This is a genomic window from Arhodomonas aquaeolei DSM 8974 (assembly GCF_000374645.1).
GTDB lineage: Bacteria > Pseudomonadota > Gammaproteobacteria > Nitrococcales > Nitrococcaceae > Arhodomonas > Arhodomonas aquaeolei.
Map to the genome: position 1 here is coordinate 53582 of NZ_KB894811.1, position 19669 is coordinate 73250.

19 protein-coding genes are annotated in these 19669 nt (G+C 71.3%); 13 read left to right on the plus strand and 6 right to left on the minus strand.

All coding sequences use genetic code 11. The features are described 5' to 3' along the window. Positions 1-2 precede the first annotated feature (2 nt). From C516_RS0112280 to gcvT, 5 genes are all read left to right on the plus strand, one after another. A complete protein-coding gene (locus C516_RS0112280; RefSeq protein ID WP_018718695.1) occupies positions 3-1010 on the plus strand; it encodes a COX15/CtaA family protein in 1008 nt (335 codons plus the stop codon). Next, on the plus strand, positions 1007-1948 hold the full coding sequence (cyoE, locus tag C516_RS0112285) for a heme o synthase (protein ID WP_018718696.1): 942 nt from the start codon (positions 1007-1009) through the stop codon (positions 1946-1948). The genes C516_RS0112280 and cyoE overlap by 4 nt, the downstream gene beginning before the upstream one ends. A 169-nt stretch (positions 1949-2117) precedes the next feature. Further along, on the plus strand, positions 2118-2978 hold the full coding sequence (locus C516_RS0112290; protein ID WP_018718697.1) for a LysR substrate-binding domain-containing protein: 861 nt from the start codon (positions 2118-2120) through the stop codon (positions 2976-2978). 128 nt (positions 2979-3106) lie between these two features. Next, positions 3107-6010, plus strand: coding sequence for an aminomethyl-transferring glycine dehydrogenase (gene gcvP / locus C516_RS0112295; RefSeq protein ID WP_018718698.1), 2904 nt, complete (start codon positions 3107-3109; stop codon positions 6008-6010). Beyond that, on the plus strand, positions 6007-7125 hold the full coding sequence (gene gcvT / locus C516_RS0112300) for a glycine cleavage system aminomethyltransferase GcvT (protein ID WP_018718699.1): 1119 nt from the start codon (positions 6007-6009) through the stop codon (positions 7123-7125). Before gcvP ends, gcvT begins: the two co-directional genes overlap by 4 nt. 61 nt (positions 7126-7186) lie before the next feature. On the opposite strand, the gene lipA is transcribed toward gcvT, so the two are convergent. The 3 genes from lipA to C516_RS21315 all read right to left on the minus strand — a co-directional run bounded on the left by lipA (position 7187) and on the right by C516_RS21315 (position 10134). After that, a complete protein-coding gene (gene lipA / locus C516_RS0112305; protein WP_018718700.1) occupies positions 7187-8191 on the minus strand; it encodes a lipoyl synthase in 1005 nt (334 codons plus the stop codon). A 120-nt stretch (positions 8192-8311) separates the two neighbouring features. After that, entirely contained in the window at positions 8312-9667 is a 1356-nt protein-coding gene (locus tag C516_RS0112310) for a TrpB-like pyridoxal phosphate-dependent enzyme (RefSeq protein WP_018718701.1), read from the minus strand. A gap of 302 nt (positions 9668-9969) precedes the next feature. Continuing rightward, entirely contained in the window at positions 9970-10134 is a 165-nt protein-coding gene (locus C516_RS21315) for a hypothetical protein (protein ID WP_018718702.1), read from the minus strand. A 92-nt stretch (positions 10135-10226) separates the two neighbouring features. Here C516_RS21315 and C516_RS0112320 point away from each other — a divergent pair, with 92 nt between their 5' ends. Further along, complete coding sequence (locus tag C516_RS0112320) at positions 10227-10460, plus strand: sulfurtransferase TusA family protein (RefSeq protein WP_018718703.1); 234 nt, start codon at positions 10227-10229, stop codon at positions 10458-10460. On the opposite strand, the gene C516_RS20875 is transcribed toward C516_RS0112320, so the two are convergent. Beyond that, on the minus strand, positions 10447-11394 hold the full coding sequence (locus C516_RS20875; protein ID WP_169509151.1) for an alpha/beta fold hydrolase: 948 nt from the start codon (positions 11392-11394) through the stop codon (positions 10447-10449). The genes C516_RS0112320 and C516_RS20875 overlap by 14 nt on opposite strands. 262 nt (positions 11395-11656) lie before the next feature. On the opposite strand from C516_RS20875, the gene C516_RS19450 reads away from it, so the two are divergent. After that, positions 11657-12235, plus strand: a complete 579-nt coding sequence (locus C516_RS19450) for an ankyrin repeat domain-containing protein (RefSeq protein ID WP_018718705.1) — start codon at positions 11657-11659, stop codon at positions 12233-12235. Between the two features lie 76 nt (positions 12236-12311). Here the strand turns inward: C516_RS19450 and C516_RS0112335 are convergent, their stop codons facing one another. Next, positions 12312-12545, minus strand: a complete 234-nt coding sequence (locus C516_RS0112335) for a hypothetical protein (protein WP_018718706.1) — start codon at positions 12543-12545, stop codon at positions 12312-12314. A 139-nt stretch (positions 12546-12684) separates the two neighbouring features. On the opposite strand from C516_RS0112335, the gene purE reads away from it, so the two are divergent. The 3 genes from purE (at position 12685) to rdgC (ending at position 15290) form a co-directional block, all read left to right on the plus strand. Further along, positions 12685-13176, plus strand: a complete 492-nt coding sequence (gene purE / locus C516_RS0112340) for a 5-(carboxyamino)imidazole ribonucleotide mutase (RefSeq protein WP_018718707.1) — start codon at positions 12685-12687, stop codon at positions 13174-13176. Next, positions 13173-14309 carry a 5-(carboxyamino)imidazole ribonucleotide synthase gene (locus tag C516_RS0112345; protein WP_018718708.1) on the plus strand — a complete coding sequence of 379 codons (1137 nt, stop codon included), beginning with the start codon at positions 13173-13175 and terminating at the stop codon, positions 14307-14309. The genes purE and C516_RS0112345 overlap by 4 nt, the downstream gene beginning before the upstream one ends. A gap of 72 nt (positions 14310-14381) precedes the next feature. After that, complete coding sequence (rdgC, locus tag C516_RS0112350; RefSeq protein WP_018718709.1) at positions 14382-15290, plus strand: recombination-associated protein RdgC; 909 nt, start codon at positions 14382-14384, stop codon at positions 15288-15290. A gap of 18 nt (positions 15291-15308) precedes the next feature. On the opposite strand, the gene C516_RS0112355 is transcribed toward rdgC, so the two are convergent. Continuing rightward, positions 15309-15956, minus strand: a complete 648-nt coding sequence (locus C516_RS0112355) for an arylesterase (RefSeq protein WP_018718710.1) — start codon at positions 15954-15956, stop codon at positions 15309-15311. Here C516_RS0112355 and C516_RS0112360 point away from each other — a divergent pair. The 3 genes from C516_RS0112360 to C516_RS0112370 all read left to right on the plus strand — a co-directional run bounded on the left by C516_RS0112360 (position 15955) and on the right by C516_RS0112370 (position 19657). Then, positions 15955-16650: an ABC transporter ATP-binding protein gene (locus tag C516_RS0112360; protein WP_018718711.1), complete on the plus strand. Its 696-nt coding sequence runs from the start codon at positions 15955-15957 to the stop codon at positions 16648-16650. The two genes, C516_RS0112355 and C516_RS0112360, sit on opposite strands and share 2 nt — an antisense overlap. After that, entirely contained in the window at positions 16647-19136 is a 2490-nt protein-coding gene (locus tag C516_RS0112365) for an ABC transporter permease (RefSeq protein WP_018718712.1), read from the plus strand. The genes C516_RS0112360 and C516_RS0112365 overlap by 4 nt, the downstream gene beginning before the upstream one ends. A gap of 92 nt (positions 19137-19228) precedes the next feature. Beyond that, a complete protein-coding gene (locus C516_RS0112370) occupies positions 19229-19657 on the plus strand; it encodes a MaoC family dehydratase (RefSeq protein ID WP_026321156.1) in 429 nt (142 codons plus the stop codon). Positions 19658-19669 lie beyond the last annotated feature (12 nt).

Genomic DNA, 19669 nt, shown 5'->3' on the forward strand with positions numbered 1-19669 from the left:
GCGTGTCCCGTTCCCCGTGGTTCCGGCGACTCTCCCTCATCGCGACCGTGCTGACCCTGGTCGTGGTCGTGCTCGGCGCCTACGTGCGCCTGTCCGACGCCGGCCTGGGCTGTCCCGACTGGCCGGGCTGCTATGGCCAGATCAGCGTCCCGGACGCCCCGGCGGAGATCGCCAATGCCAACGCGGCCTACCCGGACCGGCCGGTGGAGGCGGCGAAGGGCTGGAAGGAGATGATCCACCGCTACGTCGCCGGAACGCTGGGGCTGCTGGTCTTTGCGCTCGCGGTTCTCGCCTGGCGTAATCGGCGCGACCCCGGCCAGCCGCTGGCGGTCCCGCTGGCACTGGTCGCGGTGATCATTTTCCAGGCGCTGCTGGGGATGTGGACCGTGACCTGGAAGCTCAAACCGCTGATCGTCATGGCGCACCTGCTGGGCGGGCTGACGACCCTGTCACTGCTGACCTGGCAGACCCTGCGCGTGTTCGGCGGGGCCGGTGCCCTGTGCCTGCCGCGGGGGTGGCGCGTTGCCATGGTGGCGGCGCTGGTGCTGCTGGCCGGCCAGATCGCCCTCGGTGGCTGGACGAGCGCGAACTACGCCGCGCTCGCCTGCAACGAGTTCCCGGCGTGCACGCCCGGGGAGGTCTGGCCGCAGGTGGCGGACTTCCCCGCGGGTTTCGACCCCTGGCACGGGATCGGGCCGGACTACGAGTACGGAACCCACCTCAGCCGCGGGGCCAAGGTCGCGATCCACCTGACCCATCGGGTCGGGGCGGTGGTGGTCTTCATCGCGCTGTTCGGCCTGGGGCTGGCGCTGATCCGCCGGGGCGGCCTCGCCGCTGCGGGCGGGGTCGCCCTCGCCGCGGGCGTGACAGCGCAGTTCGCCCTGGGGGTCAGTAACGTCCTGTTCAGCTTGCCCCTCGGCGTGGCCGTGGCGCACAATGCAGGCGCCGCGATACTGCTTGCGGTGCTCGTCGCGCTGAATCACTTCGCACATCCGAGCCGACTGCCATGAATCACACCGCCTCCGTCGCCGCCAGCGAGGACCTCCCGGTGCATCGCCACCTTATCCGGCACTGGCGGGACTACTACGAGCTCTGCAAGCCGGGCGTGGTTGCGCTGATGGTGTTCACCGCGGTGGTCGGGGAGCTCCTGGCGGTCACCGCCGAGGTACCCTGGCGGGCGCTGACGGTGGGCAACCTGGGCATCGCGCTCGCCGCCGCCTCGGCGGCGGCGGTGAACCACCTGGTCGATCGCGGCATCGATGCGCGCATGGCGCGCACCCGCGGCCGGCCCATCCCCAGCGGCCACATCCGGCTGCCCCACGCGATCGCCTTCGCCGCGCTGCTCGGCGTCGCCGGCCTCGGCCTGCTGTACTACCTTGTCAATCCGCTCACCGCGCTGCTGACCTTCGGCTCGCTGCTCGGCTACGCGTTCGTCTACACGATGTTCCTCAAGCGGGCGACGCCGCAGAACATCGTCATCGGCGGCGCGGCGGGTGCCGCGCCGCCGGTGCTTGGCTGGACGGCGGTGACCGGCAGCGTCGATCCCAACGCGCTGCTGCTGTTCCTGATCATCTTCACGTGGACGCCGCCGCATTTCTGGGCGCTGGCCATCCACCGTCAGGCGGACTACGCCCGCGCCGACATCCCGATGCTGCCGGTCACCCACGGCGACCGATTCACCCGCTGGCATGTGCTGTTCTACACCCTGCTGCTGGTGGCGGTGACGGCGCTGCCCTTCGCGACCGGGATGAGCGGCTGGCTGTACTTCGTCGGTGCGATGGTCCTTGGCGTGGTGTACCTCGGCTACGGCGTGGCCATGCTGGTGAGCGATTCGGCCTCGCTGCCGATGCGCTCGTTCGGCTACTCGATTATCTATCTGATGGCGCTGTTCGCGCTGCTGCTGCTGGATCACTACCTGCCGATCATGGCGTCCGCGCTCGGCGGCTGACCGCCGCCGGGCGCCGTTACGACCGCTGTCCGCGGCGGAGGATGTACTAGTCTTCCCTCGACGGCGTTGCGTTTGCTTGACGTGAGCCCCGCCACGCCGGCGCGAACGCGCCTTGCCCCCGAACCGCTCCGGCGTTCTGACACACGGCAATCCCTCTGGGAAGATGAGTATGGATTACATCCCCACCGAGCTGCTGCGCAGCTTCGTGCTGGTTGCCGAGGCCGAGGGCTTTACCCGCGCGGGCGAGCGCCTGGGCCGCTCCCAGCCGGCGGTCAGCCTCCAGATGAAGCGCCTCGAGGAGCTCACGGGCCAGTCGCTGCTGGTGCGCGACGGCCGCCGCCTGCGTCTCACGCCGGCCGGGGAGACGCTGCTCGACTATGCCCAGCGGATCCTCGCGCTCAATCGCGAGGCAATGGGGCGGCTGGCCACCCCGGAGCTTGCGGGCACGGTCCGCCTGGGGGTGCCCAACGAGTTCGCCAGCTCCTTTCTCCCGGAAATCCTCGGCAAGTTCGCCAAGGCCCATCCGAACGTCACCCTGGAGGTTACCTGCGACCTCAGCAACCGGCTGCTTGCCCGGCGCGAGCGCGAGGAGCTGGACCTGGTCTTCGCGCTGCACGCCGATGCCGAGGACGTCGCCTCCGGAGCGGGCTGGACGGAGGAACTCGTGTGGGTCACGAGTCCCCGTCACGACAGCCACGTGCGCACGCCGGTGCCGCTGGTGGTGGCCCCGGAGGGCTGCGTCTACCGCGGCCGGATCCTCTCGCACCTGGAGCGCGAGGCGGTGCCGTGGCGGGTGGCCTACACCTGCGCGAGCTTCGGGGGGATCCGCGCGGGCGTACTCGCCGGTCTCGGCGTGACGGTGCTCGCACGCAGCATCGTCCCGAACGGACTGCGGGCGGTGACCGCCGCCGAGCATCTGCCCCGCCTCCCGCCAGTGCAGGTGCGCCTGCACTATGACCCGGCGCGCACCACCGAGGCCATCGACGCGCTGGTGGCCTATATGTCCGCCAACCTCGAGAGTCGCCTGTAGTCGCATTTGAGAAATTTATGCGACCATTGGGAGTATTGATTTAACAAATCGATATGCCCGGGCTACGGTTGCGGGACTGATCGCTCCCGGCAGCGCATTGCCGCCACGATAGAGAGTGAGGCGACCCCATGAGCGAACCGCATACCCCCCTGACGGCCCTGGAGGGCCACGACGAGTTCCTCGGCCGGCACATCGGGCCGGACGCCGGGGAGCGCCGGCGTATGCTGGAGACCGTCGGCGCCGAGGGCATGGAGGCGCTCATCGCCCGGGCGCTGCCCGAGGACATCCGTATGGACGCCCCGCTGGCGCTGGATGGTCCGCGCAGCGAGGCGGAGGTGATTGACGAGCTCGGCCGGATGGCCGCGCGCAACGAGGTCAAGCGCTCCTTCATCGGCGCGGGCTATTACGGCACCCACACCCCGACGGTCATCCAGCGCAACGTGCTGGAGAACCCGGCATGGTACACGGCGTACACGCCCTACCAGCCGGAGATCTCCCAGGGCCGGCTCGAGGCGCTGCTGAATTTCCAGACCATGGTGATGGACCTCACTGCCATGGAGATCGCCAATGCGTCGCTGCTCGACGAGTCGACCGCGGCGGCGGAGGCAATGACCCTGTGCCAGCGTGTGAACCGGCGCAATCGCGGCAACGTCTTCATCGTGGACGCCAACTGCCATCCGCAGACCATCGATGTCCTGCGCGGCCGCGCGGCGCCCCTGGGCATCGAGGTGGAGGTCCGGGATCCGGGGCAGGGCCTGCCCGAGTCCGGCTTCTTCGGCGTGCTGCTGCAGTACCCGGGGACCGACGGCGCCGTCCGTGACCCGAGCGCCGCGATCGAGGCGGCCCACGCGGCCGACGCCATGGCCGTGGTGGCTACGGACCTGCTCGCGCTGACCCTGCTCACGCCCCCCGGCGAGATGGGGGCGGACGTGGTCGTCGGCAGCGCCCAGCGCTTCGGTGTGCCGCTGTTCTTCGGCGGCCCGCATGCCGCCTTCATGGCCACCTGCGACCGCCACAAGCGGGCCCTGCCCGGGCGGCTGGTGGGTGTTTCCGTGGACGCCCACGGCAACCCGGCCTACCGCCTGGCGCTGCAGACCCGCGAGCAGCACATCCGCCGCGAGAAGGCGACCAGCAACATCTGCACGGCGCAGGCGTTGCTCGCCGTGATCGCCGCGATGTACGCCGTCTACCACGGCCCCGACGGGCTCACCCGCATCGCGCGTCGCGTCCACCGCCTGGGTGCCATCCTCGCCGAAGGCCTGCGGGAGCTCGGCTGGAGCGTCGCGGATGGGCCGTTCTTCGACACCATCGTGGTCGAGGCCGGTGACGCCGCCGGCGAGCGCCTCGCCGCGGCGATCGACGCCGGCTACAACCTGCGCGACCTTGGCGCGGGGAGGATCGGTATCGCCCTGGACGAGACCACCACCCGCGACGACGTGGCCGCGCTCCTGGCGGTGTTCGCCGACGACGCGGCGGTGCCGGAGGTCTCGGCGCTGGACGGTCGCGTGGCCGATGCGCTGCCCGGCGGGCTGGCGCGGCAGAGCGCATTCCTTACCCATCCGGTCTTCCACAGCTACCGCTCCGAGACGGAGATGCTGCGCTACCTGCGGCGGCTCGCGGATTACGACCTGGCGCTGGACCGGGCGATGATCCCGCTGGGCTCGTGCACCATGAAGCTCAACGCCACCACCGAGATGCTGGCGGTCTCCTGGGCGGCCTTCAGCGGCATCCACCCGTTCGCGCCGGCAGCGCAGACCGAGGGTTACCGTGAGCTGTTCGCCGACCTGGAGCGCATGCTCTGCGCGGTCACCGGCTACGACGCGGTGTCCCTGCAGCCCAATGCCGGCGCCCAGGGCGAGTACGCCGGTCTGCTCGCGATCCGCGGCTATCACCGTGACCGCGGCGAGCCGCAGCGCGACGTCTGCCTCATCCCGTCGTCCGCCCACGGCACCAACCCGGCCTCCGCACAGATGGCCGGCATGCGCGTGGTGGTGGTCCGCTGCGACGGCGACGGCAACATCGACATGGACGACCTGCACGCCCGGCTCGCCGAGCACGGTGACCGCCTGGCCGCGATCATGATCACCTATCCGTCCACGCACGGGGTGTTCGAGACCACCGTGCGCGAGGTCTGCTCCCTGGTCCACGAGCACGGTGGACAGGTCTACATCGACGGCGCCAACCTCAACGCCATGGTGGGCCTGACCCTGCCCGGCGAGTTCGGCGGCGACGTCTCCCACGTGAACCTGCACAAGACCTTCTGCATCCCCCACGGCGGGGGCGGCCCGGGCGTCGGGCCCATCGGCGTGCGCGCCCACCTGGCACCGTACCTGCCCGGTCACCGCTACGGCGGGATCGAGTCCGGGGGTGTGCCGGTGGCGGCGGCGCCCTGGGGCAGTGCCGGCATCCTGCCGATCTCCTGGGCCTACATGCGGCTGATGGGCGCCTCGGGCCTCACGGACGCCACCGAGGTCGCCATACTCAACGCCAACTACATCGCGGCGCGCCTGCGCGACGCCTATCCGGTGCTCTACACCGGGCGCGACGGGCTGGTGGCCCACGAGTGCATCATCGACCTGCGCCCGATTAAGGACGAGACCGGTGTGACGGTGGATGACATCGCCAAGCGGCTGATCGACTATGGCTTCCACGCGCCGACCATGTCCTTCCCGGTGGCGGGCACGCTGATGATCGAGCCCACGGAGAGCGAGTCCCTGGCCGAGCTCGACCGCTTCTGCGACGCCATGCTGGCGATCCGCGAGGAGGTACGCGCCATCGAGCGCGGCGATCTCTCCGCCGGCGACAGCCCGCTGCGCCATGCCCCGCATACGCCGGCGGACCTGGTGGGCGAGTGGGAGCGACCTTACTCCAGGGAGAGCGCGGTCTTCCCGATGGCCGAGCAGCCTCGGGACAAGTACTGGTCGCCGGTGGCCCGGATCGACAACGTCTACGGCGACCGCAACCTCGTCTGCGCCTGCCCGCCGATGAGCGAGTACATGGACGAGCCGCAGCGCGAAGGGGTTGGGTCATGAGCGACGATACGGATCTCCGCCGGGTGCCGCTGGATGCCCTGCACCGGGAGCTCGGGGCCAGGATGGTCCCCTTTGCGGGATACGCCATGCCCGTGAGCTACCCGCTCGGGGTGATGAAGGAGCACCTGCATACCCGCGAGCGTGCCGGGCTGTTCGACGTCTCGCACATGGGGCAGGTCTGCCTGTACGGCGCCGACGCCGCCGGGATGCTGGAGTCGCTGACCACGGGCAACATCGCCGGGCTCAAGCCCGGGCGCCAGCGCTACACGCTGTTCACCGACGAGCGCGGCGGTATCCTCGACGACTTCATGGTCTGCAATGCCGGTGATCACCTCTACCTGGTGGTCAACGCGGCCTGCAAGGATGACGACCTTGCCCACCTGGAGGCCCACGCGGGCGCCGGGGTCCGTGTCGAGTCCCGCTTCGACCGGGCGCTGCTTGCCCTGCAGGGGCCGGCTGCCGCGGAGGTCATGGCCGAGCTCGCCCCGGACAGCCGGGAGATGGTCTTCATGGATGCCCGGCCCCTCGAGGTTGCCGGCGTGCCGTGCTTTGTCACCCGCTCCGGCTATACCGGCGAGGACGGTTTCGAGATCTCCGTGGCCGCGGAAGACGCGGACACCCTGGCCCGGCGCCTGCTCGCCTACGAGGCGGTGGAGCCCGTCGGCCTGGGGGCCCGCGACTCGCTCCGCCTGGAGGCGGGGCTGTGCCTGTACGGGCACGATATGGATACCACCACCACGCCGGTGGAGGCCGCGCTGGAATGGGCCGTCTCCAGGGTCCGCCGGCCCGGGGGCAGCCGCGAGGGCGGTTACCCCGGCGCCGACGTCATCGCCGGGCAGCTGCGTGACGGCGTCGACCGCCGCCGCGTGGGCCTGCGCCCGGAGGGGCGGGCGCCGGTGCGCGAGGGTGTGGAGCTGCAGGACGGCGACGGCCGCGGTGTCGGCCGGGTGACCAGTGGCGGTTTCGGTCCCAGTGTCGGGGCGCCGGTGGCGATGGGCTACGTCGAGACCGGTTTCGAGGCGGTGGGCAGCCGTGTCACCGCCCTGGTGCGCGGGCGCGGGATCCCGGTGACCGTGGCGGAGACGCCGTTCCTGCGCCCGGGCTACCGCCGCTGAAACGACAAGGCCCCCGCCGGGGCGGGGGCCTTTCTTACGGATGCCGGGGTGGCCGCCGGTCTCAGCCGGAGGCGGCCTCGTCCAGCCCGCAGTTGTTTTTCTCCAGTACCCGCTCGGCACGGTAGCTCGAGCGCACCAGCGGCCCCGAGACCACCTCGAGGAAGCCCTTCTCCAGGCCCCACTCGCGATACTGTGCGAACTGCTCGGGCGTGACGTAGCGCTCCACCGGCAGGTGGTTCGCCGTCGGCCGGAGGTACTGCCCGAAGGTGACGATATCCACGCCGATGGCGCGGAGGTCGTCCATGGTCTCCAGGATCTCCTCGTCGGTCTCGCCGAGGCCCACCATCAGGCTGGTCTTGGTGAGGACCTTCGGGTTGTGACGCTTGGCGTGCTCGAGCACGTCGAGGGTGCGCTCGTAGCTCGCCCGCGGGTCGCGCACCGGGTGGGTGAGCCGGCGCACGGTCTCCACGTTCTGCGCGAAGACCTCCAGGCCCGCGTCGATGACGCGCTCCACCCACTCGTGAACGCCCTGGAAGTCCGGCGTCAGGGCCTCGACGGCCGTTTCCGGCGTGCGCTCCTTGATGGCGCGGATGCACGCCGCGTAGTGGCCGGCGCCGGCGTCGTCGAGGTCGTCACGGTCCACGGAGGTCAGCACCACGTACTTCAGGCCCATGAGCTCGACGGTCTCGGCGGTCTGAACGGGCTCCTCGTGGTCAAGCCAGCCGTGGGGGTTGCCGGTGTCCACCGCACAGAAGCGGCAGGCACGGGTGCAGGTGTCGCCCATGAGCATGATGGTGGCGGTGCCGTGGCCCCAGCACTCGGCGATGTTGGGGCACATGGACTCCTCGCACACCGTGGACAGGCGGTGCTCGCGCACGGTCTGCTTGACCCGGCTGTAGCCCTTGCCCGTGGGGATCTTCACGCGCAGCCAGTCGGGCTTGTCGCCGCGGGCGACGGGGGCGTTGTCCCGGCGTGCCTTGATGCCGTTCTTCACGGCGCGGAAGCCGTGGGGCTTGTCCACCTTGCTGCCGCTGACGACGACGGGGATTCCCTTGAGTTCACTCATTGCTGCCATCCCGGTGGGTGACTGTGACGGCCCAGTGTAACAGCCTCCGGCGTGTCGGGCCGCTCACAGGGGTGCTGAGCTCTGGTTGAAAGTGCCGGCGGTCCGCGCCGCCGGCACGCCTCATCCGCCGATTTGCGGGAGGTTGTCCAGCGCCCGGTGGATCGCCGCCTCCGGGTACTCGTAGTTCTCCAGCTCGCCGGCGAAATAGCGGTCGTAGGAGGCCATGTCGAAGTGGCCGTGCCCGGAGAGGGTGAACAGGATGGTGCGCTCGCGCCCCTCCTCCTTCGCCCTTAGGGCCTCGTCCACCGCGCCGCGCACGGCGTGGCAGGATTCCGGCGCCGGGATGATCCCCTGGGTGCGGGCGAACAGCACACCGGCCTCGAAGGTCGCGAGCTGCGGCACCGCCACCGCCTCCAGCACGCCGGCGTCGTAGAGCTGGGAGACCAGCGCCGAGTCGCCGTGGTAACGCAGCCCGCCGGCGTGGATGCCGGGGGGCATGAAGTCGTGGCCGAGGGTGTACATCTTCATGATCGGCGTCAGCCCGGCACTGTCGCCGTAGTCGTAGGCGTAGTGGCCGCGGGTCAGCGTCGGGCAGGAGTCGGGCTCAACCGCCACCAGGCGCAGGTCCCGGCCCGCGGCCTTGTCCGCGAGGAACGGGAACATCATGCCGCCGACGTTGGAGCCGCCGCCGCAGGGCGCGAGGATGACGTCCGGGTAGGCCCCGGCGATCTCCAGCTGGCGCTTCGTCTCCTGGCCGATAACGGTCTGGTGCAGCAGCACGTGGTTGAGTACCGAGCCCAGGGCGTAATTGGTGTCCTCGCGGCCGGCGGCCTCCTCGACCGCCTCGGAGATCGCCAGGCCCAGCGAGCCCGGGTTGTCGGGGCCGTCGGCGAGGGCCTTGCGGCCGGTCTCGGTGAGCGGCGAGGGGCTGGGAATGACCTCGCCGCCCCAGGTCTGCATCATCGAGCGCCGGTGGGGCTTCTGCTCGTAGCTCACCCGGACCATGTAGACCCGCACGTCCAGGCCGAAGAGGCTGCCCGCCAGCGCCAGTGAGCTGCCCCACTGGCCGGCGCCGGTCTCGGTGGTCAGCCGGGTGATGCCCGCCTCGCGGTTGTAGTAGGCCTGGGCTACCGCGGAGTTGGGCTTGTGCGAGCCCGCCGGGGAGACCCCTTCGTACTTGAAGAAGATCTTCGCCGGTGTGCCCAGGGCCTCCTCCAGCCGGGTGGCGCGGATCAGTGGCGAGGGTCGCCACAGCCGCAGGGCCTCACGCACCGGCTCGGGGATGGCGATCCAGCGCTCGGTGCTGACCTCCTGCTCGACGATCGCCGGCGGGAATATGGCGGTCATCGCCTCCGTCGGCACCGGCTGGCCGTCGGGGCCGACGTACGGCGCCAGCGGACCGGGGAGGTCCGGGATGACGTTGTACCAGTGGGTCGGGATGTCCGATTCCGGAAGCAGGATCTTGGTGTCGCTCAAAACGGGGCCTCCAAGGGGGTACTGATCTTCTCAGAGGTATTGCCATGCGTCAGCCGGTCTGTGTGTCGATGGGGCAAGGCGCGAGGCGCACGGTGTAGCCGGCACCATAAGCGGCGAGCAACGCAGCCCCATCGGCGCACAGAGCGGCCCAAAGGGAGCGCCAGAGCGCTCCGGTTGCGGCGTTGCGCTCGCATGAAGTGACCCGGCCACACCGGCACGAGCGCGCCTTGCCGCCCGAACCGCTCTGGCGCTCTGACACAGGACAATACCTCTGAGAAGATTGGTATGTCGGCGGGCGTCGATCAGTCCTTGCCGTAGTCGTTGTCGAGCACGCTGAACCAGTCCTGGTGGGTGCGGTCGGCCTGGTCGCGCCAGTGTCGCACCTGCTCGCTGGTGTATTCCTCGCGCAGCTCGCTGTCGGTGACGGGGCGCGGGTCGAAGTCCGCGTCCGGCTGCTTGTCGCTCATCGCTCCCTCCATCGCCCGCGTGGCCTTGCCGCCGCCGGGCTTAGTAGAATCCCTGATGTCAGGGCCGATAGTGTAACGCGTCAGGATATCCCATGGCTCACCCGTTCGATTCGGATCTGGACGTGCGCGGGCTCAACTGCCCGCTGCCGATCCTCAAGACCAAGAAGGCGCTGATCCCGCTGCCCGCCGGTGCAGTGCTGCGGGTGCGCGCGACGGATCCGCACTCGGTGATCGACTTCACCGCCTTCTGCGACAAGACCGACAACACTCTTGTCGCCCGGGACGAGGACGACGGTGTGCACACGTTCTACGTCAGCAAGGGCTGATACCCGGCCCGTCCTCCGCCAGGAACCCCGTCACCGCGTCGCCGAATGCCGCCGGTGCCTCCTCCGGGGGCAGGTGCCCGACGCCGGCCAGTGGGTGCACGCGGGCGTGGGGCAGCAGCGTGCGCCAGTGTCCCAGCACCCGCGCGCCCAGTGCCGGGTCGCGCATACCCCAGGCCAGCAGCGCGGGCGTGTCACCAAGGCGTGGCAGGTGGTCCCGCAACGCCGCCAGCCACGCCCGGGCGGCGAGCATCTCCCGGGGCAGCGCGGCGAAGCCGTCGCGCGCCGCGGGCGTGGCGCGCACCGTCCGATAGCACCGATGGGCCGTGGCGGACAGCCGCTGCCGGTCGCCGACGGCCAGGGGCAGGGCGCGGACGAGGGCGTCGTGGTGCCGGATCAGCCATCGGCCGGGCGGTCCGCCGGCCAGGGCGGCGAAGGCCGCCAGGCGGGGATCCCGGTGTACCGGCCACGCCCAGGTGTTACTGAGCACCAGCGCGGCGACGTTGTCGGGGCGGCTCGCGGCGTAGGCGAGCGCCACCGGTCCGCCCCAGTCGTGACCGACCAGGACGATCCGCCGCAGGCCGAGGGTCTCGACCAGCCGGGCCAGGTGTCCCGCGTGCTCCGCGGGGCGGCAGGGACGATCCGCCGGTGTGCCGGAGAGGCCGAAGCCGAGGTGGTCCGGTGCCACGCAACGGTGCGTCGCCGACAGCCGGGCGACGAGGTCGCGGAAGAGGAACGACCAGGTCGGGTTGCCGTGGACCATGATCACCGCGGGTCCGTCGCCGGCGTCGAGGTAGTGCATCGGGCCGGCGGGCAGGTCGAGGCGACGTCCCGCCCCGGGGAGGACGGTTGTGGCGGCGGGCGGTGCCGCTGGTGGGGGAAGGTGCCTGCTTCCGGGCATGACCCCGAGCAGCGGGTCGGTGTGTCGTCCCGCCATTGCCGCCCTCCGAGCACCGTACTGGCTGACGATGCCCCAGTTTCCCGGCCATTCCGCCATGGCGGCAACCATCGCCGCCACGGCGTGATCTGGGTCATGGATGACCTCCATGCGGGGTCTAGCATCGACACGGATGGATGGCTCCGCGGATGAGGCAGACCATGAGCCGGAACCGCCTTCTCTCCAGAACCGCCTTTCGCCCGACCGATGGCAGGGCGGAACCGTGAGTACCCGCTGGCGCCCCGGTCCCCTTGGATCGGGGATGCTCGCGGCCGCTGCGCTAGTGGCGGCGATCGCCGGTGCGGGGTACTGGCTCGCCGGGTCCCGGGGTGGTGCGCCGGCCGGTGAGCCGCCTCTCATCGCCGCCGCCCGGGACGGCGACCTGGCGCGGGTGAATGCGCTCCTTGACCGTGGTGCTGCAGTCGATGGCGAGGACGCCTGCGGCTGGACGCCGATGATGCGGGCGGCGGCGATGGGCCACCCGGCGGTGGTGACGCGGCTGCTGGAGGCCGGGGCCGACCTCCATGCCCGTGACGAGCTCGGCTATACGGCGCTCCACGCCGCGGCCATCAGTGGCCGGCCGGAGGTCGCGGGACTGCTGCTCGCCCGGGGGGTGGCGGTGGATGTCCGCGAGACGGAGGCGGGGCGCACGCCGCTCATGTGGGCGGCGCGGGAGGGCCACACCGGAGTCGCGCGGGTGCTGCTCGACGCCGGCGCATCGGTGAACCTCCGCGACCACGATGGACGCACGGCGCTGGATCACGCCGGCGATAACGCCCGCCGCGATGTGGTCGAGCTACTTCAGGCGCGGGGTGCAACGTCGATGGACGGCATGGACTGAAGGGCGTGCCGCCGGTTGCGAGGCGGCAATGGAAAAGGGGGACGGGTGCCGCGGTGGTTTGAGCCGCGGGCGGGGCTCAGGCGCGGGTATCGATCAGCGAGCCCGACGTTTCGTCGGCCGCGCGTACCACCTGTGTCGCCGCGGCGGCCTGATTCTCTGCCGTCACCGCCTCGACCAGCGCGGTCTCGACCGTGCGGTCCTCCGCCAGCCCGCCACTGCGCCGGGCGATGGTCTCGGCGCTGCGTGCAGCGGTCTGGTTGGCGTTCTGAAACCCGCGGAGCCCTGAGTTGAAGGCGCTGTTAATGTCCACGGCCGATCCTCGGCTGTCACCCGTATGTATGAAATCATAGCAGAACCACCGGCGGTGTGAGTGGTCACTCGTCGCACAGGGCTGCGCCGCTGCCCGCTGCAGGTGGTAGACTCCGCGGTTTTCCCTCGGGAGGAGCACCATGGACGAGGCACAACCCCTGGTAGGGGTGATCATGGGCAGCAAGTCCGACTGGGAGACCATGCGTCACGCCGACGAGGTGCTGAGCGACTTCGGTGTCGCCCACGAGTGCCGCATCGTCTCCGCCCATCGCACGCCGGAGCTCATGCGCGACTATGCCCGGGAGGCCGAGTCCCGCGGGCTGCAGGCGATCATCGCGGGCGCCGGCGGCGCCGCCCACCTGCCGGGCATGGTCGCGGCGCAGACGCTGCTGCCGGTGCTCGGCGTGCCGGTGGAGAGCCGTGCCCTGCAGGGCATGGACTCGCTGCTGTCCATCGTGCAGATGCCCGGCGGCGTGCCCACGGCGACCTTCGCCATCGGGCGCTCCGGGGCACGCAACGCCGCCCTTTTCGCCGTGGCCATGCTCGCCCGGGAGCGCCCGGCGCTGCGTGATGCGCTGGAGGCCTTCCGTGAGCGTCAGGCCCGCAAGGCCGTGGAGGATGAGCTCAAGTGACCGACCCGATCCTGCCCGGGGCCACCCTCGGGGTGCTCGGCAGCGGCCAGCTCGGCCGCATGTTTGCCATCGCCGCACGGCGCATGGGTTACCGTGTGCACACCCTGTCGCCGGCGTCCGGCACACCCACCGGCCAGGTCGCCGACCGCGAGGTGGTGGCGGCGTATGACGACCTCGACGCCGTCGCCGACTTTGCCCGGCGGGTGGATGCGGTGACCTTCGAGTTCGAGAACGTGCCGGTTGCCGCCGCGGACTGCGCCGCGCAGCACTGTCCCGTGCGCCCCCGCGGCGAGGTCCTGCACATCGCCCAGAACCGTCTGCGCGAGAAGCGTGCCCTGGCCGAGGCGGGGTTCCCCACCGCGGCCTTCGAGCGCGTGACCGGGTCGGAGGAGCTGGTGCAGGCGCTGACGCGCATTGGCACGCCGGCGGTGCTCAAGACCGCCGGTTTCGGCTACGACGGCAAGGGCCAGGCGGTCATCCGCGAGCCCGGCGAGGCGGCCTCCGCCTGGGCCGAGGTCGGTGGCGGCGAGGCCGTGCTGGAGGCGTTCGTCGACTTCGAACGCGAGGTCAGCGTGGTCGCGGCCCGGGGCGTGGACGGCGCGTTCGTGCACTACGGGGTCACCGAGAACCGCCACCGCAACCACGTCCTCGACGTCTCCCTGCCCGGCACGGTGCTCGCCGGCGGTGGTAACGGGCGGGCGGTTACCATCGCCCGGGACATCCTCGAGGCGCTGGACGTGGTCGGCGTGCTCTGCGTCGAGTTCTTCGTCACCCGCGATGGCGAGCTGCTGGTCAACGAGCTCGCCCCGCGGCCCCACAACTCCGGGCACTTCAGCGTAGACGCGAGCGTGACCTGCCAGTTCGGCCAGCAGGTGCGCGCCCTGTGCGCGCTGCCCTTCGGCAGCACGGCACTGCTGCAGCCGGCGGCCATGGTTAACCTGCTCGGCGATCTCTGGTCGCAGGGTGAGCCGGATTGGGCCGCCGCCCTCGCCGACGACCGGGTCAAGCTCCACCTCTACGGCAAGGACGACGCCCGGCCCGGGCGCAAGATGGGGCACATCACCGCCTTCGGCGACGACGCCAATGACGCGGCCCGTCGCGCGGAGGCCGCCCGCGAGCGCCTCGTCGGCTGACCGTGCCGTTCGCTACCGTGGCCGCCGCCGCGGGGCCCGAGAAAAGACCGAATACCGATCCGGGGAAGCTTCATGTGGTTCCGTAACCTCTGTGTCTACCGCCTCAACGACACCTTCGAGCACAGTGCCGAGGAGCTGGCCGCGCGGCTGGCGGACTTCGCCTTCCAGCCAGTGGCCAGCACCGAGGCCCTGTCCCGGGGCTGGGTGCCGCCGGGCCCGGACGGCGAGGGTCTGGTCTATGCCACCGGCAGCCAGTACCTGGTGTGCCTGCAGGAGGAGTCGCGGCTGCTGCCGGCATCGGTGATCCGCGAGGCGCTGGATGAGCGCGTCGCCGAGCGGGAGGCCGCGGAGTACCGCAAGCTCGGGCGCAAGGAGAAGAACCGCCTCAAGGAGGAGATCACCCTCGAGCTGCTGCCGCGGGCGTTCACCCGGGCCAAGCGTCTGTATGCCTGGATCGACACCCGCAACGGCACCCTGGTGGTGGATACCGCCACCTGGCGCCAGGCCGAGGAGGTCACCGAGCTGCTGCGCGCGGCCCTGGGCAGCCTGCCCATCCAGCCGCTGACCGCGGCGAGCAACCCGCAGCCGGTGATGACCGAGTGGCTCTCCCGCCAGAGTGAGCCCTCGGACGTGGAGCTCGGTGACGAGGCGGTCTTCGAGGACCCGCAGAACGAGGGTGCGGAGGTGCGCTGCAAGCGCCTGGATCTGCATGCCAGTGAGATCACCGCCCACATCACCGCGGGCAAGCTGGTGCGCCGCCTGGCCCTGACCTGGGACGAGCGCATGAGCTTCGTGCTCGACGCCGACCTGTCGGTGAAACGGCTGAAATTCCTGGACGTGGTCCAGGAGGGTCACGAGGACTTCACCCCCGAGTCCGCCGCGGAGCGCTTCGACGCCGACTTCGCGATCATGACCCTGGAGCTGGGGCGGCTGCTGCCGCGGCTCACGGGGATGTTCGGCGGCGAGCCCGCCACCGGCTGAGGCGATCCGCCCGGGCTCCTAGCCCGAGCCGTCGGGTCCGCCCTCGCCGGCGGCGCCCGCCCCGAGCAGTGGCGAGAGCTCGGGCCAGACGTTGTCGAGCAGCCGCGGCTGCGCCCGGGCGTTGGGGTGAATCCCGTCCGCCTGCATGAGCTCCGGGTGCTCGCCGACCCCGGCGAGCAGCTTCGGCACCAGCGGCACGTCCGCGCCGCTGGCCACTTCATGGAAAACCTGCTGGAATCGCTCGATGAACGCCGCGCCATAGTTGGACGGCAGGCGCACCCCGACGAGGAGCACCCGGGCACCGGCCTGGCGCGCGTTCCCGACCATTGTCTCGAGGTTGCGCCGGGTCTCGGCGAGGGGCAGGCCGCGCAGGCCATCATTGCCGCCGAGCTCGATGATCACCACGTCGGGTTCATGGGCGCGGAGTGCGTCCGGCAGCCGGGCGCGGCCGCCGCGGGTGGTGTCGCCGCTGATGCTGGCGTTGACCACCTCGGTGTCGAACCCGCGGGCGGCGAGGCGCTCGCGCAGCAGCGCGACCCAGCCGTCCGCCGGATCCAGGCCATAGGCGGCGCTCAGGCTGTCGCCCACGACGAGTATCGTCGTCTGTGCCGCTGCGGCGGGCGCGGCGGCGAGGAGCATCATCGCGAGAAGGAGTCTGCGGATCATGACGGCCAATCCCGATGGCTGCGTGCTGGTCGCCGAGGGCCTGGGCATGCGCTTCCGCTCGCCGGAAGGCACGATCACGCTGTTCAGCGACGTGAATCTTAACATCCGCCATGGCGAGGCCGTGGCCGTGCTCGGCGCCTCCGGCTCCGGCAAGTCCACCCTGCTGGGGCTGCTTGCCGGTCTGGACCAGCCCAGCGAGGGGCGGGTGCTGCTCGATGGCCACGACCTCTCCCGCCTGGGCGAGGACGACCGCGCCGCCGTGCGGGCGGGTCGGGTCGGCTTCGTGTTCCAGGCCTTCCACCTGCTCCCGGGGATGACCGCGCTGGAGAACGTCATGCTCCCCGGCGAGCTGGCCGGGAGCGGCGGCGTGCGCGGGCGCGCTGCCGACGCCCTGGAGCGGGTCGGGCTCACCGGCCGCGCCAGCCACTATCCGGCCCAGCTCTCGGGCGGCGAGCAACAGCGGGTGGCGCTGGCACGGGCGTTCGTCGACGACCCGCGGGTGCTGTTCGCCGACGAGCCCACCGGCAACCTGGACCGGCATACCGGCGAGCACATCATCGACGCCATGTTCGCGCTCAACCGCGATAATGGCACCACCCTCGTGCTGGTCACCCATGACCCGGCACTGGCCGGGCGTTGCGGGCGGATCATCCACGTGGAGGAGACGGGGCTGCGCGAAGAGGTGGCGGCGTGATCCTGGCGCTGCGCTGGCTGTGGCGGGACTGGCGCGGCGGCGAGCTGCGGCTGCTCGCGCTGGCGGTGGTGGTCGCGGTGGCCGCGGTGACCTCGGTGTCGTGGCTCGCGGAGCGCGTCGGCGCCGCCACGGAGGCGCGGGCGGCGGACCTGCTCGCCGCGGACCGGGCGGTGGAGCGCCCTGAGCCCATTCCCGACGGCTGGCTGCGCCGCGCCCGCTCGGAGCACGGCCTCGCCACCGCGCGCACTGCCGAGTTCCCCAGCGTCGTCGTCGCCGGCGAACGTACCCAGCTCGTCTCGGTGAAGGCGGTCACGCCGGGCTACCCCCTGCGCGGGGAACTGCGTGTGAGTGACGGACTCGACGGGGCCGAGCGGGCGACCACGAAGACACCGGCGCCGGGGTCGGTCTGGGTTGCCCCGCGGCTGCTGCGCCTGCTGGGGCTGTCCGTCGGTGACCGCCTGGCCCTCGGGCAGGGGGAGTTCCGCATCGCCGGGGTGATCACCCTGGAGCCGGATCGCGGGAGCTTCTTCAACAGCCTTGCCCCGCGGGTGCTCATGCCCTACGCGGACCTGGAGGGGACCGGTCTCATCGGGCCGGGCAGCCGCGTGCGTTACAAGTTGCTGGTGGCCGGCACCCCCGCGGCGGCGGCTGCGTTCACCGACGCCCTCGTCGCGGAGCAGGGCAACGCGGTGGAGATCGAGACCCCCGAGGGCCAGGGTCGCGGGATCGGCGAGGTGGTCGACCGGGCCCGCCGTTTCCTGGGCCTGGGGGCGCTGCTCACGGTGGTCGTCGCCGGCGTGGCGGTGCTGCTGACCGTCCGTCACTACGCCGAACGCCAGGTGCTCGCGGTCGCGGTGATGCGTGCCGTGGGGGCGCGGCGCCGACGGTTGACGACCCTGTTCGTCGCCCGGCTGTTCTGGCTGGCCCTGTTCGCCGGTGCCGTTGGCGCGGCCCTGGGCTTCGTGGTGCACGCCGGAATGCTGTCGCTGGTGGCGGATCTCATCGACCGTGACATCCCGCCACCCGGTTGGCGGCCGCTGGTGGTGGGCTGGCTCACCGCCGCGGCGGCGCTGTTCGGCTTTGCCCTGCCCACGCTGCTGCGGTTGCGGGATGTCCCGCCGATGCGGGTGCTACGGCGCGAGGCCGCGGCGGGCCTGCTGCGTGCCGGCGTGCCGGTGGCCGTGGCCGCGGTGGTGGTCTTCGCGCTCATGGGCTGGCAGGCCGGGGAGTGGCGCCTCGCCGCCTACGTGATCGCAGCGCTCGCCGTCGCCGTCGGCCTGCTCGCGGTGGCGGCGCGAGCGAGCATTGCCGCTGTGCGTGCGCTGGTGCGCCGCCGCGGCGGGCGGCTGCTGTGGCTTAGCGGTTTCACCCGGCGCCCATGGACGGCGGTGGTGCAGATCGTCGGCGTGGGCACGGGGCTGATGGCGCTGTTCCTCCTCGCCGTGGTCCGCAACGACCTCCTCGATGCCTGGCGTGACCGGATCCCTGACGACGCGGCGAACCAGTTCCTGATCAACATCCAGGCGGACGAGCGCGTCGGCGTGCGCGAGCGCCTGGCCCAGGCCGGGATCGACGCCGCGTTCGCACCCATGGTCCGGGGCCGGCTGGTGGCGCTCAATGGCGATCCCGTCGCGGAGGCCGAGGACGTGCCCGCGGACGATGACGTGGGTCGGCGCCGGGGCCGGCGGGAGTTCAACCTCACCTGGTCGGCCGAGCCCCAGCAGGGCAACGAGGTGGTCGCCGGCGAGTGGTGGGGGGCGGCGGGTGACCCTGGCGAACTGTCGGTGGAGACCGGCTTCGCTGAGCGCTACGGCATCGCCCTGGGTGACCGTCTGACCTTCGACATCGCCGGGCGACGGGTGAGCGCGCGGGTGACGAGCCTGCGGGAGGTGGACTGGGAGAGCTTCCGCGTGAACTTCTTCGTGGTCGCCTCCCCGGGCACCCTGGATGGGCTGCCGGCGACCTGGCTGACGAGCTTTCATCTGCCGGACACCCGCGAGGGCGTGATCGTGGATATCATCCGTGACTACCCCAGCGTGACCGCGATAGACGTCACCTCCATCCTGCGCACGGTGCGCTCGATCATGGACCAGGGCAGCAGCGTGGTGGAACTGATGTCGCTGCTCACTCTCGCCGCGGGGGTGCTGGTGCTGCTCGCCGCGTTGCAGATCACCGGCGAGCAGCGTCGTTTCGAGGGCGCGCTGCTGCGCGCCCTCGGCGCCAGCGGGCGGCGGGTGCGGCGGCTCGCGCGCTACGAGTTCTGGCTGCTCGGTGGCGTGGCCGGCCTGATCGCCGGCGGCGTGGCCACGGGTGCCGGCGTGTTCGTCGCCGAGGGCCTGTTCGGGCTGGAGTACCCGTTCCGTCCGCTGACCCTCGTTGTGGGTGCGGCGGTGGGGGTGATCACGGTCTGGGCGGCGGGCGGCCTGGCCGCCCGCCGCTATCAGCGCAGCTCGCCCATGCGGCTGCTGCGCGAAGGCGCCGATTGACGGGGCGCAACATTGCCGGTGGGTCGCGGTGCCCGCCGGCGACGGGGGCCGCATACGCTGCAGGCCCGGACGATGACCAACACGGGGGATCGATGGACGGCCACTGCCTTGAAGACCTGAGCGAGGGGATGACCGCGCGGCTGCGCAAGACCGTCACGGAGGCGGACATCGGGCTTTTCGCCGGCGTGACGGGGGATTTCAACCCGCTGCACGTGGACGCCGAGTACGCCGGCCAGACCCCATTCGGTGGGCGCATCGCCCACGGCATGCTCACCGCCGGGCTGGTTTCCGCGGTGCTCGGCACGCGACTGCCCGGCCCCGGGTCGATCTACGTCAGCCAGTCGATGCGTTTCCGCGCACCGGTCTACCCCGGGGACACGGCCACCGCGGAGGTCGAGGTCCTGTCCGTCGAGCGCGACCGCGGCTTCGTGACCCTGGAGACGCGCGTGCGCGTCGGCGAGCGGCCGGTGCTCTCCGGTGAGGCGGTCCTCAAGACCCCGTCGCGCAGCGATATCCAGTGACCAGAACAGCCC